This is a genomic window from Enterococcus sp. 9E7_DIV0242, from assembly GCF_002140975.2.
GTDB classification, from domain to species: domain Bacteria; phylum Bacillota; class Bacilli; order Lactobacillales; family Enterococcaceae; genus Enterococcus_L; species Enterococcus_L clewellii.
This window is the reverse complement of the sequence record NZ_CP147247.1, coordinates 23,356-37,375: the sequence shown is the minus strand read 5'-3', so window position 1 is coordinate 37,375 and position 14,020 is coordinate 23,356. Positions and strand designations below refer to the sequence as shown.

General features: G+C 40.3%; 14 protein-coding genes and 1 riboswitch. Of the genes, 1 reads left to right on the top strand and 13 read right to left on the bottom strand.

Features of this window, described 5'->3' with window-relative positions; genetic code table 11:
- Positions 1–15: 15 nt before the first annotated feature.
- The 5 genes from purF to purC are packed head-to-tail and all read right to left on the bottom strand — an operon-like array spanning position 16 to position 5,244.
- The gene (gene purF / locus A5888_RS00215) at positions 16–1,434 is read right to left on the bottom strand and encodes an amidophosphoribosyltransferase (protein WP_086348304.1); all 1,419 of its coding nucleotides are present in this window, start codon (positions 1,432–1,434) and stop codon (positions 16–18) included.
- The gene (gene purL / locus A5888_RS00210) at positions 1,419–3,641 is read right to left on the bottom strand and encodes a phosphoribosylformylglycinamidine synthase subunit PurL (RefSeq protein ID WP_086347287.1); all 2,223 of its coding nucleotides are present in this window, start codon (positions 3,639–3,641) and stop codon (positions 1,419–1,421) included. The genes purF and purL overlap by 16 nt, the downstream gene beginning before the upstream one ends.
- Positions 3,638–4,321 carry a phosphoribosylformylglycinamidine synthase subunit PurQ gene (gene purQ, locus A5888_RS00205; RefSeq protein WP_086347286.1) on the bottom strand — a complete coding sequence of 228 codons (684 nt, stop codon included), beginning with the start codon at positions 4,319–4,321 and terminating at the stop codon, positions 3,638–3,640. Before purQ ends, purL begins: the two co-directional genes overlap by 4 nt.
- Before the next feature lies 1 nt (position 4,322).
- Positions 4,323–4,571, bottom strand: a complete 249-nt coding sequence (purS, locus tag A5888_RS00200) for a phosphoribosylformylglycinamidine synthase subunit PurS (RefSeq protein ID WP_339101850.1) — start codon at positions 4,569–4,571, stop codon at positions 4,323–4,325.
- A gap of 22 nt (positions 4,572–4,593) precedes the next feature.
- On the bottom strand, positions 4,594–5,244 hold the full coding sequence (gene purC, locus A5888_RS00195; RefSeq protein ID WP_422389739.1) for a phosphoribosylaminoimidazolesuccinocarboxamide synthase: 651 nt from the start codon (positions 5,242–5,244) through the stop codon (positions 4,594–4,596).
- Positions 5,245–5,599: 355 nt separating this feature from the next.
- Here purC and A5888_RS00190 point away from each other — a divergent pair, with 355 nt between their 5' ends.
- Positions 5,600–5,983, top strand: coding sequence for a hypothetical protein (locus tag A5888_RS00190; RefSeq protein WP_339101848.1), 384 nt, complete (start codon positions 5,600–5,602; stop codon positions 5,981–5,983).
- A gap of 108 nt (positions 5,984–6,091) precedes the next feature.
- Here A5888_RS00190 and purB read toward each other — a convergent pair whose 3' ends face one another.
- The 8 genes from purB to A5888_RS00150 form a co-directional block, all read right to left on the bottom strand.
- Positions 6,092–7,384, bottom strand: coding sequence for an adenylosuccinate lyase (gene purB / locus A5888_RS00185; RefSeq protein ID WP_086347283.1), 1,293 nt, complete (start codon positions 7,382–7,384; stop codon positions 6,092–6,094).
- A gap of 14 nt (positions 7,385–7,398) precedes the next feature.
- The gene (purK, locus tag A5888_RS00180; protein ID WP_170924665.1) at positions 7,399–8,529 is read right to left on the bottom strand and encodes a 5-(carboxyamino)imidazole ribonucleotide synthase; all 1,131 of its coding nucleotides are present in this window, start codon (positions 8,527–8,529) and stop codon (positions 7,399–7,401) included.
- Positions 8,513–9,001, bottom strand: a complete 489-nt coding sequence (gene purE / locus A5888_RS00175) for a 5-(carboxyamino)imidazole ribonucleotide mutase (RefSeq protein WP_086347281.1) — start codon at positions 8,999–9,001, stop codon at positions 8,513–8,515. The genes purK and purE overlap by 17 nt, the downstream gene beginning before the upstream one ends.
- A 591-nt stretch (positions 9,002–9,592) precedes the next feature.
- Positions 9,593–10,918, bottom strand: a complete 1,326-nt coding sequence (locus tag A5888_RS00170) for a nucleobase:cation symporter-2 family protein (protein WP_086347280.1) — start codon at positions 10,916–10,918, stop codon at positions 9,593–9,595.
- A 2-nt stretch (positions 10,919–10,920) separates the two neighbouring features.
- Positions 10,921–11,502, bottom strand: coding sequence for a xanthine phosphoribosyltransferase (locus tag A5888_RS00165; protein WP_086347279.1), 582 nt, complete (start codon positions 11,500–11,502; stop codon positions 10,921–10,923).
- 66 nt (positions 11,503–11,568) lie between these two features.
- Positions 11,569–11,666, bottom strand: a riboswitch (purine riboswitch).
- 334 nt (positions 11,667–12,000) lie between these two features.
- On the bottom strand, positions 12,001–12,684 hold the full coding sequence (locus A5888_RS00160; protein WP_086347278.1) for a hydrolase: 684 nt from the start codon (positions 12,682–12,684) through the stop codon (positions 12,001–12,003).
- Positions 12,685–12,706: 22 nt separating this feature from the next.
- A complete protein-coding gene (locus A5888_RS00155; protein WP_086347277.1) occupies positions 12,707–13,315 on the bottom strand; it encodes a glycoside hydrolase family 73 protein in 609 nt (202 codons plus the stop codon).
- Positions 13,316–13,445: 130 nt separating this feature from the next.
- Entirely contained in the window at positions 13,446–13,961 is a 516-nt protein-coding gene (locus A5888_RS00150; RefSeq protein ID WP_086347276.1) for a hypothetical protein, read from the bottom strand.
- Between the last annotated feature and the right edge of the window lie 59 nt (positions 13,962–14,020).

Here is a 14,020-nt window from a genome sequence, read left to right as displayed (position 1 = left end):
ATTTTTCTGTTGCCTCTATATTGAAGCAAGGTATGTTGATTCATAGTCATATAATGGTGTCGGATAGTCCCCGTTGAAATAAGCCATACATAGACCTGAATAAGGTGCATCATAGTTCAAACCAATAGCGTCGATCAATCCTTGTTCACTTAAAAAACTCAATGAATCTGCTGTAATCATCTCTCGAATCTCTTCAATTGAATGATTGGCTGCTACCAATTCTTTTCTCGTCTGGATATCAATTCCATAAAAACAAGGATATTTAAGCGGTGGAGAAGCAATTCGCACATGAACTTCTTTTGCTCCCGCTTCTTTCAATAGCTGAACAATTCGCTTACTGGTCGTACCGCGCACAATCGAATCATCGACCATAATTACGCGCTTCCCTTCAACAACACCTCGAACAGCAGAAAGCTTCATACGTACGCCTTGCTCTCTAAGCTCTTGTGTTGGCTGAATAAAGGTTCGAGCAATGTACTGATTTTTCACTAACCCCATTTCATAGGGAATTCCGCTTGCTTCGGCATAGCCGCTGGCTGCTGATAAGGATGAGTTCGGTACCCCTACGACCATATCTGCTTCGATTGGTGATTCTTCCGCTAAAAGCTTGCCCATCTTTTTCCGCGCTGTATGAACATTCACTCCGGCAATATTTGAATCTGGGCGAGCAAAATAAATGAATTCCATCGAACAAATTGCATACTGCGTGTCTTCTGTATATTTTTCTACACGATACCCTTCATCATCAATGATAATCACTTCACCCGGTTCAACATCTCTGATAAATGTTGCCCCGCTCACTTCTAAAGCACAGGTTTCGCTAGCAATCACATACGCACCGTTTTTCATCTGACCTAATGCCAGTGGACGAAAAGCATTCGGGTCTAACGCAGCAATCATTGCCGTTTCCGTCAGCAGTAAATAGGCAAAACCGCCTTTTACCTGACGAAGGCTCTCTTTCAGCTGATCGATAAAGGTCGGCTGTTTACTTCTGCGAATCAAATGCATTAGAATTTCCGTATCTGAATTCGAATGGAAAATCGCACCATCCTTTTCAAGCTCTACTCTAAGACTTTTGGCATTCGTCAAGTTCCCATTGTGAGCCAGAGCAAAAGCACCATCGTAAAATTTGAACAGAAAAGGTTGAATATTATCAACACTCCCGTTCCCAGCTGTCGCATAACGAACATGACCGATGGCAGCCTGTCCTTTCAAGGCTGCCAAAACGCTATCTTCTTTGAAAACCTCAGATAACAATCCCAAATCTCTATGCCCATTAAGGCTTCCTTGATCATTGGCTACGATACCGGCACCTTCTTGTCCTCTATGTTGCAAACTATGCAGCCCAAAATAGGTCACTCGGGAAGCATCGGGATGTCCCCAAACACCGAATACACCGCATTCTTCGTTCAAACTTCTTACTTCATAAGACATGGAATAGCTTCCTCCCACAATTCTTTTGCTTTACGAGTATCCACTTGAATTTCGCCATCCATATTGTCGATCTTGATCTCAGCTTTAGTAGTAACTGTTCCAACAAATGCTGCTCGATCTTCCATTAAAGCTTCAAATGCAGCTTGGTTTTCTGGAGAAACAGATACAACGAAGCGAGATTGCGTTTCTGAGAAGAGCCAAGTAGCGGGTACATCAATCACAGCTTCTACCCCAAGCCCATTTTTAAAGCATGCCTCAGCCAACGCAACAGCTAATCCACCTTCTGAACAATCATGAGCACTGGCAACTAGGCCTTGCTGAATTGCTTGTAATACGGCATCTTGGTTCTCTTTCTCTTCTGTCAGATCAAAGGCCATCAAACGTCCTTCAATTTTTCCTAGTATCATTTTTTGCAATTCACTACCATTAAAATCAGCTTGTGTCTGCCCAATAACGTAAACAAGATCGCCTGATTTTTTGAATTCCTGCGTCGTAACATGAGCCAAATCATGGATCAAGCCAACCATTCCGATCATCGGTGTTGGATAAATAGCTTTTCCGTTTGTTTCATTATATAGCGAAACATTTCCAGAAATAACCGGTGTATCTAAAGTTTCACACGCTTTAGCAATACCATCAGCTGAGGTCCACAACTCCCAGAAGCCTTCCGGTTTATCCGGTGAACCATAATTCAAGCAATCGGTGATTGCCAAAGGCTGACCTCCTGAGCAGACAATGTTTCTCGCTGCTTCCGCCACAGCTATTTGCCCCCCTATCTCAGGATTCAAATACAGATAACGTGCATTACAGTCAGTCGTCATCGCTAATGCTTTGTTGGTTCCCCTCACACGCAGCACAGCAGCATCGCTTCCCGGCAATACAACGGTATTGGTTCTTACTTGAGAATCATAGGTTTGGTAGATCATTTTTTTCGATGCGATCGTCGGTTGCTGTAACAGTTGCAATAAAGTTTTACTACCATCTTCAATTGTTGGCTCAAAATCTGCCATTTCGCTAAATTCTTTGATTCGTGCCGGCTCTTTTTTCTCTTTTTGGTATACTGGTGCATCTTCTGCTAATGCATCTACAGGAAGGTTCGCCACTTCTACATCCTTATGATATAAACGATACAAGCCATCATCTGTTACCTCTCCGATAGTTACTGCATCTAAATCATACTTCTTAAAGAGGGCAACCACTTCGTCCTCATGCCCTTGTTCTATACAAATCAGCATACGTTCTTGTGATTCAGAAAGCATCATCTCGTATGGTGTCATACCTGTTTCACGTTGTGGCACATCGTCCAGATATAGCTTCAGTCCTGAGCCTGCTTTTGAAGCCATTTCCGAACTAGAAGAAACCAGACCCGCTGCACCCATATCCTGAATACCGACTAAAATATCTGCATGCTCCAAAATCAATTCAAGACAAGCCTCCAAAAGAAGCTTCTCCATAAATGGATCACCTACTTGAACCGCAGAGCGTTGCTGTTCTTCTCCTTCAACGAACTCTTCTGATGCAAATGTTGCCCCGTGGATCCCATCACGTCCGGTTTTAGCACCCACATACATGATTGAATTACCAACGCCTTTTGCCTGTCCTTTTTGGATATCCTTATGATCGATCAAACCGACACACATTGCATTCACTAACGGATTGCCTTCATAACAAGGATCGAATGCAACTTCGCCACCCACTGTCGGAATCCCGATACAGTTTCCATAACCGCTGATTCCCGCAACAACTTCTTCCAACAGATATTTGGTTCTTTGATTGTCAAGCTCACCAAAGCGCAACGAGTCTAAAATCGCAATTGGACGAGCCCCCATACTGAAAATATCACGAATGATTCCACCAACGCCGGTCGCAGCTCCCTCATATGGTTCAACTGCCGATGGATGATTATGACTTTCTGCCTTAAATACAACAGCCTGTCCATCACCAATATCTACAATCCCAGCACCTTCTCCCGGACCTTGTAACACCTGAGGACCTGAAGTTGGAAACTTTCTTAGAACCGGCTTTGAATTTTTGTAAGAGCAATGCTCACTCCACATCACTGAAAACAGTCCGGTTTCTGTGTAATTCGGCATTCTTCCAAGAATATCCTCCGCGATCATGCGGTATTCTTCATCTGTCAAGCCCCATTCTGCATAAATCTTTTTATCCTTTATTTCCTGAGCTGTGGGTTCATTTATTTTCATCATGCTAAATGATTCACCTTTCCAAAATTATTGATAATCGATTGAAAGAAACGCAAGCCATCTTCTGAACCTAGCAGACTTTCTACTGCTCGTTCTGGATGGGGCATCATGCCAAGTACATTTCCTTTTTCATTAATGATTCCTGCAATATCCGCCACACTACCGTTTGGATTCTCACTGTTATACGTGAAGACAATCTGATTGTTGTCCTTTAATCTTTGCAAAGTCTCTTCATCACAGTAGTAATTTCCCTCGCCATGCGCCACAGGAATGCGGATAATCTCATCCTGCTCGTAAGCAGAAGTAAACTTGGTTTCAGCGTTCGTTACTTTCAACTCTGCTGTTTTACAGACAAAATGCAACGACTTATTTCTGATCAGTGCACCTGGTAATAAGCCAGCCTCCGTCAGGATCTGAAAGCCATTACACGTACCAAATACCGGTTTGCCTTCATCCGCAAAGCGAATCACTTCTTCAATAATTTTAGAAAAACGGGCGATTGCCCCACAACGTAGATAATCACCATACGAAAACCCGCCTGGCAAAAGAACACCATCAAAACCGTCCAAGCTTTCCGCATCATGACGAACGTACTCTGCCTCAGCCCCCAGAATATTTTTCACCGCCCACAGCATATCCATGTCACAGTTTGATCCGGGAAAAACAATCACTGCAAATTTCATGCTAAGCTTCCTCCATGATTTCATATCGATAAGTTTCCATGTTGACATTCGCTAGTAAGCTGTCACAAATTTTTTCAATACTTGCTTCGATCGGTTGGTCGGATTTGGCTACTTTGATTTCAAAGTATTTACCAATACGGACCTCTTCAATTGCTTCAAAGCCCAAACGATGAATGGCCCCCTTCACAGCTTCTCCTTGAGGGTCTAACACTGAATCCTTATACGTTACATATACCTTTACAAAATACATTTGATACGCTCCTTTTTCTATTTTATTTATTTTTTAATCTTGAAAATACTTCTTGATAAACCGGAACAATGTCACCTATACCTCTACGGTAAACATCCTTATCTAAATGATCGTTTGTTTCTTTATCCCAAAGACGGCACGTATCTGGGGAAATCTCATCTGCTAATAAAATGCTTCCATCCGCAGCTCTGCCAAATTCTATTTTGAAGTCGATCAATCGAATCCCTATTTCGTCAAATAATTCAATCAGGGCTGCATTGACTGCATATGCAGCTGTTTTGATTGCAGCAATTTCTTCCTCCTCAGCAATCCCCAATAGCTTCACATGGTCATCATTGATAAATGGATCATCCAGTGCATCATCCTTGTAATAGAATTCTAAAACAGGTGATTTCAATTTTTTTCCTTCCTCTACTGCTAATCTTTTTGAAAAACTTCCTGCTGCAAAATTGCGAACAACAACCTCTAGAGGAATAATCTTTACCTGAGCAACTAATTGTTCGTTATTTGAAAGCTTTCGGATAAAGTGACTTGCAATCCCTTTCGACGCCAGCTCTTCGAAAATGATAGAGGTAATCTGATTGTTCAGCTCTGCTTTTCCAAGAACTTCATCCTTTCTTGCACCATTCAATGCTGTCGCTTGATCCAGATACTCTACCCATAGGTGCCCCATTTCATCTGTTACAAAAAGTTTTTTTGCTTTTCCTTCGTAAAGTAATTCTCTCTTTTCTACCAATGATTTACTTCCTTTCCAAATAATCTAACAAGTAAAAGCATAAATAGTTCGTTCTTTCTCTTATTTACATTTTAACAAGCTTAAAATGCCCAGTCAACGAAAACTGAACTTTATAGACAAAACAAAAAGGAATCGTTCGTGTTTTTGGTTTATAAAAATTTGTACTTTTTTTTAAGATTTTTCACTTTTAACAGTAAGCATTTACATTTTATATGTTCAGTGGTATCCTAAAAGAAATAATTACAGGAAAAAAAATAATTGATGTTTTTTGATTGTAGGGAGGATTAGTCACATGCAAGACGATTACGGAACTATCGCTCAAGATTTCTTAGAATCTCTTTCTCAAAGTGATAAAACACGCTTACACAATGATCTGTTAGCTTTGAAAGCTGTACATGATATGAATCAGAATATGACCTATTACACATTTAAGAATATTAAGCGTGGTGTTAAAAAATATTCTGAACGGAGGAAACGTTCCTTCAACTACGAAAATAGCCAACATGTTACATTAACGATTCATCAAATACACGAGCAGCACTTCTTCAAAAACGCTTATCGTATTGAAGTATATATAGGAACGCACGAATGCAGCTATGAAATTATCGAGAGACTGCTTCAAGCTATTCAAGCAACGCCAAAAACACAGGTTGCTTACCAAGAAATTTTAATTTAAAAATAAAAAAAGTGAACGAGAGGATTGTAATTGCCTCGTTCACTTTTTTTATATTTAGATAATATGGAAAAACTACCTGAACATACACTTATCCAGGTAGTTTTTTCTCTATAGTCCTACACGTTCAAAAATCGTGTCAACGTTCTTCAAATGGTAGTTATAATCAAATGCATCGTCCAATTCTTCTTGTGAAAGGACAGAAGTGATTTTTTCGTCTTGCTCCAGTAATGGCTTGAAGTCTGTCTGATGATCCCAAGCATAGGCTGTTTTGGGTTGGACCAAATCGTAGGCTTCTTCTCGCGTCATCCCATGATCGATCAGCTTAAGCAATACACGTTGGCTGTAAATCAGACCAAACGTTGCATTCATATTGCGCTTCATATTCTCAGGAAATACCGTTAGATTTTTCACAATATTGCCAAAACGATTCAACATATAGTTTAATAGCATCGTTGTATCTGGAATAATGATTCGTTCTGCAGAAGAGTGAGAAATATCTCGTTCATGCCACAAAGAAACATTTTCATAGGCCGTAATCATATGACCTCTGACTACACGGGCTAATCCGCTCATATTTTCAGAACCAATAGGATTACGCTTATGGGGCATCGCAGACGAGCCTTTCTGACCTTTTGCAAAGAACTCTTCCACTTCTCGTGTTTCAGATTTCTGAAGACCACGAATTTCCGTAGCAAATTTTTCAATGCTTGTGGCAATCAATGCCATTGCAGAGAAGTATTCCGCATGTAAATCACGAGGCAATACTTGCGTAGAAATCTCTTGCGGTCGAATCCCCAGCTTGCCGCAAACGTATTCTTCCACAAACGGTGGAATATTGGCAAATGTCCCAACAGCTCCGCTGATTTTACCAGCCTCTACGCCTTTTGCCGCATGTTCAAAGCGTTCGATATTTCTTTTCATTTCTGAATACCATAACGCCAGCTTCAAACCAAAAGTTGTCGGCTCTGCATGGACACCATGGGTTCTTCCCATCATGACAGTATGTTTATGTTCTTTCGCCTTTTCACCAATGATATCCGTAAAAGTTTGTAGATCTTTTCGCAAAATATCATTTGCTTGTTTTAATAAGTAACCATACGCTGTATCTACGACATCTGTACTTGTCAGCCCATAGTGGACCCACTTGCGCTCTTCTCCCAAAGTCTCAGAAACAGCTCGCGTAAATGCCACAACATCGTGGCGAGTCGTTTCTTCAATTTCAAGAATTCTTGCAACATCAAATGACGCATTTGCTCTGATTTTCTCCACATCTTCTTTAGGAATATCTCCTAATTCAGCCCATGCCTCATCTGCTAAAATCTCTACTTCCAGCCATGCCTGATAGCGATTTTCATCTGTCCAAATAGTTCTCATTTCCGGTCTTGAATAGCGATCGATCATTGTTTTATCCCTTCCTAATCCCAAATACTGGTTTGATAAATTTCTTCTAATGTATCGAATATATCATCCGTTAAAATGGTGATATGCCCCATTTTTCTTGCTGGCTTTGCTTCTGTTTTCCCATAATAGTGGAAGTGCCAGTTCATTTTCTCCGTAACGAAATCCATCGTTTCAAAAATTTCGTCTCCCATGATATTGACCATTACCGCATCTGAAAGCAGCTCAATTGTTGGAATCGACCAACCGCAAATACCACGAATATGTGTATCAAACTGGCTGAAAGTACAAGCCTCGATCGTGTAATGACCTGAATTGTGAGGTCTTGGAGCTAGTTCATTTACGTAGATGCCGCCATTGTTCGTTAAAAACATTTCTACAGCAAGAGTCCCAGCTAGATTGACTTCTTTGGCAATCAAACGAGCAATTCGTTGTGCCTCTTCGATCACTTCATCGTCAACTCTTGCTGGTACAATCGTTTCATGAAGAATATTATTTCTATGGATGTTTTCCCCTACAGGGAATGTCTCAATATCACCCTGACCGTTCCCTGAAACCAAAACTGAAATCTCTTTTTCAAAGGGAATCCACGCTTCTAAAACACAAGTTCCTTCTTTTAATAGATTCATTGATGGAGCTAAATCAGATGGGCTATACAGAACGTACTGCCCTTTCCCATCATATCCGCCACGTGTTGTTTTCAATACACATGGATAGCCGATACCATCAATAGCATCTTGAATATCTGTTGGACTGACGATTGTTGCATAGGGTGCGATCACGATATTATTAGATTCTAAAAAGCTTTTTTCCAGCAATCGATCTTGAGTGATCGCCAATAAATCGGTTCCCTGTGGAATATCCACTAAGGGCTGGATGTGTACCAAGCTATCAACATCAACATTTTCAAACTCATACGTCACAACCTCAGATCTGTTCGCCAGTTCTTCCAAAGCCTCTAAATCATTATATTCAGCCAATAAATGCCAGTCTGCTACTTGTGCAGCAGGACAGTCAACACTAGGGTCCAATACAGCAATTCGAAAGCCCATTTCTTTAGCACTCAATGCCATCATTTTCCCCAATTGTCCGCCACCGACAATTCCAATCATCTGGCCCGGTAATACAGGCTTATTCAAGGTCATCACTACTTTCCATCACGATTTGTTCAAGAGATTCACGTCGCTCTTTTAATTTTTCCGTTATCTCTAAATCATACATGGAAAGCATCTGAACTGCAAGTAGTCCGGCGTTAGTTGCACCTGCTTTTCCAATTGCTGTTGTGGCAACGGGTACACCGCCTGGCATCTGAACAATGGACAACAGTGAATCCAAACCATTCAATGCTTTGGATTGTACGGGAACACCAATAACCGGCAGCGTTGTTTTCGCTGCCACCATCCCAGGCAGATGAGCAGCACCTCCTGCTCCGGCAATTATTACTTTGATCCCACGTTCTCGGGCTGTTTCTGCAAAGGTAAACATATAATCCGGGGTGCGATGAGCCGATACAACTTTCTTTTCATACGGAATCTGAAATTCTTCCAGAATATCACAGGCATGCTTCATTGTTTCCCAATCCGATGTACTCCCCATGATGACAGATACTATTGTAGACATAATCCATTCCTTCCTATCCTCATTTTCTTTCTCTATTTTAGCAACCTCAAGAAGAGGTGTCAAAGAAATATCGAATATTAAATAAAAAAATATGAATATCGTTCGTATTCTATCGAAAACATTTGTTTACTAGAAACAACACTTTTGTCCACTCATTCTTGATCTTTTTTTGTAACAATAAAAAGGGCTGTCACATTAATGTGCCTCAGCCCTTTAAAATCGAATAAACAGTATTCCAGAAGCAGCTACTTGCAGCGAGCTGCGTCGATATTCGCTCAACACTCGTAGGCCCTAAACTGCGACGAGACACAAGCGAGAATGCATCAGTGGTAAACCCTGTGTTTCAAGGCTTTTCGATAATAAGTCGAAAATTCATAAAAAATTATGGGACACCAAGTAGGAATCAATCAACATCAGAATAAAACATTCCGTGTTTCTTGTCATTTTCGGAATTTTCGCCTTATTGCTTAGAATCACTATGATTGCTCTTTTGAGCAGAACAGATGATGAAAAGTACCTACTTTTGGTGCTTGAAGCTGACTGCTTCTATCACAATCTCTCTTCTAGATAATTTCAACTACAAGTTGCTACTTAAGCCGACTCTTGGTTCTCTGTCTTTACCCCATTAAAAAGAAAATTCAATACAATTGCGGTAATGCTACTCATGACGATTCCATTTCCAGTAAACATCGTGATTGTTTCGGGTAATTTAGCAAACAGCTCAGGCATCATGTTGAAGCCTAAACCAAAACCGATAGAAATGGCAATAATCAATAAGTTTTTATCATTGTCAAAATTGACTTTGGCTAACATCTTCATTCCTTGAACAGCCACCATACCGAACATGACCAGCATCCCACCACCTAAAACTGGCTCAGGAATGATCTGAGCAGCAGCACCGACTTTGGGAAGCAAACCCAAAATAATTAAGAAAAATGCCGAGAAATAAATTGGTTTGCGTGTTTTTATCCCTGATAACTGAACCAATCCAACATTTTGAGAAAAACCAGTATATGGGAATGTGTTGAAAATACCGCCAAGAATAACAGCTAGACCTTCTGCACGATACCCTTTTTTCAGCTCTTGCTCACCAACATGTTTTCCTGTGATATCTCCTAAGGCAAAATAAACACCCGTTGATTCCACCATGCTGACAATAGAAATAATGATGATCAGCAAAATAGATGAAATATCAAATGTTGGCGTCCCAAAATAAAATGGTTGAGGGAAATGGAACCATGTTGCTTCGCCAATTGGTTGAAGATCTACCATTCCTAAAACAGCAGCCAGTGCTGTCCCACCTGCTAAACCAACTAATACAGAAATCGAACGAATGAAGCCTTTCCCCCAAACCTGAATGACCACAATCAGCACTATAGTTGTGAAAGCTAACAATAGATTATCCACTGAACCAAAAGTCGGTGTACTAGCTAAGCCACCACCCATTTTTTCCACGGCTACGGGAATAAGCGTTAGACCGATCACAGTGATGATCGTTCCTGTAATCAACGGGGGAAACAGGACCTTAATTTTGGAAAATACACCAGATATCAATACGATAAAAATACCCGCTGCGATGATGGAGCCATAAATCGCGCCTACACCTTTATCATTACCAATCATAATCAATGGTGCCACAGCTTGAATCGCACAACCTAAAACGACCGGCAAACCAATACCAAAGAATTTATTGACGGTCAACTGAAGCAATGTAGCCACACCACACATAAAAATATCAATAGAAATCAGATAGGTCATTTGTTCTGTATTGAAATTTAGTCCCGTTCCTATCAGCAAAGGTACTGCCACAGCTCCGGCATACATTGCCAGTAGATGCTGCAGCCCCAAAACAGCACTTTGAGCCGTTGATGTTTCAGGATGATTTTGCTCAGTAGTCCTTTGTTTACTGCTTTCCATTGTTACGCGTCCTCCTCAAGAAATTCGACTGTCTTATTTTCTAGTGAAGCAATCCTCGCTAAAGAAACAACTCTCAAATCCATCTCTTCCAGCAACGCTCGACCATCCTGAAAAGATTTTTCAATAAGAATACCAATTCCGGAAACTGTAGCCCCTGCCTGTTGGCATAACTCGACTAATCCTTTAGCTGCCTGACCATTTGCAAGAAAATCATCAATGATCAACACAGTGTCTCCCTCAGATAAGAATTTTTTAGAAATAGAAATTTGACTGGTCACTTGTTTCGTAAAAGAATATACCGAAGTAGTCAGCAGCTCTTCTGCCATTGTTAAGCTTTTTGCTTTACGAGCAAAAATCATTGGCACTTTCAATGCCTGGGCCGCATATAGCGCCGGAGCAATACCGGAAGCCTCGATTGTCACAACTTTCGTGATCCCCTGATCAGCAAATACTTCGGCAAATCGTTCCCCTATTTTTTCCATCAGCTCTGCATCCACCTGATGCGTTACAAAACTGTCGACTTTCAAGACACCATCACCAAGGACCTGTCCGTCTTTTTTGATTCGTTCTACTAGTTCTTTCATTCCGATTATCTCCTCCCAAAATATGAAAAACCCCCTTTTTCGCAAAGCAAAAAAGGGGGTTCAAATCGAACACGCTTTTCCACTTATAGTCCAGCCTTTACGGTGCCGGGTAGAAACGGTCATCCTTATCACGACCATATATAAGCTAAAAAATTGATATTCTCTATTATCCTCTAAAATAAGAAAAAAGCAAGAAGCAGCTACGAAAACACACCTTAGAATTTTCTCATAAAAATGAGCGCTCTTTGCAAGAAATCGCTTACTTAACTGTTGCGTTCTTCCTCCTATAATTTAATCAATAGATCAAAACCATTTATTATCCCCCTGCAATTGTTTGAACAACTAGTTTTTACCAAACAGTAGATGCAGATAAACAAAAAAATCCAGGATACAGTTGATCCCAGACTCTATTTTAGAAAGCCTTAGTGCCTAGGCTCTCAAAATTGTTCATTTATAGTAGTAACAGGACAAAAACTTCTGTCACATCCACGCTCTTGTTTAATTTGTCTCGTTTTTCTCATCTTCACGATACTTCGCCATTTTCTTACTGAATAGCTCACCGTTTGTCGGAGGCGTATATGTTACTGCATTCGCTCCGGCATCAATGGTTTCTTGAATGGAGGCTTCTGTCGGGCCTCCGGTAGCAATAATTGGTAAGTCAGGGTACTTCTCTCTAAAATGCTTGACTGTATCCGCTGTATCTTTCCCTGCACTGATGTTGATTACAGTAACCCCCGCTTCCAATTTGTCATCTAACGGAGTGTATCTTGATGTGATAGTACTAATAACAGGGATATCAACTACTTCACATACGCTTTTGATCGTCTCTATGGGCGTTGGACCATTCAACACAACACCAATCGAGCCTTGTGATTCAGCAAATAGGCTCATATATACCGAGCGAGTTCCTTGCGTAAGCCCTCCGCCAACACCAGAAAAGACTGGAATATCGGCTGCTTCGATAATACTTTTGGTAATAGCAGGATGAGGAGTAAATGGATAGACAGCTATTACTGCGTCAGCATTCGTATTCCGAATGATTGCTATATCAGTCGTAAAAATGATTGAACGAATCTTTTTTCCAAATATTTTAATTCCGCTCGCCTGACTGATTACCTCTGGGACTTGAATGATATCTTGTTTCAGTGGAGTTGTGATTTCCGGTATCCATAATTTATCCATGCAGACACGCCCTTTCCTTTTATCAATAATCGTATTTATAGAGCTCATACGTTTCAATCACGTGGATTACCTTATCCGCATAATCTGGGTCTGTTGCATAGCCAGCTGTTTGTAATGCCTCAGCTGCTACTTTGTAGTCATTTGCTAAAAGAACATTTTCATATAAACGAGGATTCCAATCGACACCATTTACAAACAGTTTTGTGTGATCATCCATAGATTCTTCCCAAGTATCGTAGACTCTGAAATCTCCTTCTATTGTTACCCACACTTCGTTTATGTACTCCTCTGTTTGCAATTTCACTTTTTTTTGATCACCATAAGCCTTTATGCCAAATAAATTGTTATATTCAGAAGCCAAGGTACTCTGTCCCCAATTGGATTCCAAGATTCCCTGACCAACAATAATGCTTGGTAAAACACCATATGAAGCTTGCAGTTCTTGGGCGTGAGGTACAATCCGTTCAATAAATTCTTCCTTAGACACTTTTTTCTTATCCTGCGTCTCGACATTTTCTTTTGTACTATTACTGAAATACGTCCGGAAAGAAAATACAAAAACTCCGGTGAGTATCAGCAATCCTAAAAGAAAAACAGGAAGCCTTTTTTTTCTACGCCTTTTTATTGTCATAAAATCCCTACTTTATATTTACTATACATCTCTTAACCTGATGAACATTCTAGCAAACTATACAATAAAATGCTTTCTATTACAAGAGCAGTTATTATAACGTTTGTTATTTTTTAAACTTCTGTTCTGATTACTCTCCAACATACGTATCCATCAGGTTTTCATCGACCCAATCGAGTAACTCGACCTTCGATCCTTCCAATTGCGGTTGTAATCTAGACGGAAGACGGAAGGTCAGAATATCATCAAAACCCCATTCACCATAAGAAACGGAAACCTTCAAATTGATAAAGCCTTCATCTTCATTCGTACCACCAGAGGGCAGCAACTCTGCTCTACCAACATCACTTTTCAGCCATTTTCCGGCAATAATAGTCTTCAATCGTTTATATTCAGAAACAGCAATGTTCCTTTTTTCAGGAAAAAGTACAGTTTGACGCATGATTTTTTGAGTCAACATCCACTCATAATCAGTGAATAAGTTTTTCACCTTCTGCATATCTTCATTACTAAGATTCCCAGCCCCATTTTTCCAATTTACCCATTGGGTTTCATCAATGTTTAAATAATCCAAATAGAACGTTTCCTCTGAAGAATATTGTTCAATAATCGCACTTAAAATAATATCTATGTACACTTGGTGCATACCAATCTCCTCCTCTCTTTCATTTTACTTAAAAAAAGAATAAAAATCATCTATTTCTC

Coding starts and splice junctions, on each gene's coding strand:
- purF (WP_086348304.1), bottom strand. CDS start 1,434: ATGTCTTATGAAGTAAGAAGTTTGAACGAAGAATGCGGTGTATTCGGT.
- purL (WP_086347287.1), bottom strand. CDS start 3,641: ATGATGAAAATAAATGAACCCACAGCTCAGGAAATAAAGGATAAAAAG.
- purQ (WP_086347286.1), bottom strand. CDS start 4,321: ATGAAATTTGCAGTGATTGTTTTTCCCGGATCAAACTGTGACATGGAT.
- purS (WP_339101850.1), bottom strand. CDS start 4,571: ATGTATTTTGTAAAGGTATATGTAACGTATAAGGATTCAGTGTTAGAC.
- purC (WP_422389739.1), bottom strand. CDS start 5,244: ATGGGGCACCTATGGGTAGAGTATCTGGATCAAGCGACAGCATTGAAT.
- A5888_RS00190 (WP_339101848.1), top strand. CDS start 5,600: ATGCAAGACGATTACGGAACTATCGCTCAAGATTTCTTAGAATCTCTT.
- purB (WP_086347283.1), bottom strand. CDS start 7,384: ATGATCGATCGCTATTCAAGACCGGAAATGAGAACTATTTGGACAGAT.
- purE (WP_086347281.1), bottom strand. CDS start 9,001: ATGTCTACAATAGTATCTGTCATCATGGGGAGTACATCGGATTGGGAA.
- A5888_RS00170 (WP_086347280.1), bottom strand. CDS start 10,918: ATGGAAAGCAGTAAACAAAGGACTACTGAGCAAAATCATCCTGAAACA.
- A5888_RS00165 (WP_086347279.1), bottom strand. CDS start 11,502: ATGAAAGAACTAGTAGAACGAATCAAAAAAGACGGACAGGTCCTTGGT.
- A5888_RS00160 (WP_086347278.1), bottom strand. CDS start 12,684: ATGGATAAATTATGGATACCGGAAATCACAACTCCACTGAAACAAGAT.
- A5888_RS00155 (WP_086347277.1), bottom strand. CDS start 13,315: ATGACAATAAAAAGGCGTAGAAAAAAAAGGCTTCCTGTTTTTCTTTTA.
- A5888_RS00150 (WP_086347276.1), bottom strand. CDS start 13,961: ATGCACCAAGTGTACATAGATATTATTTTAAGTGCGATTATTGAACAA.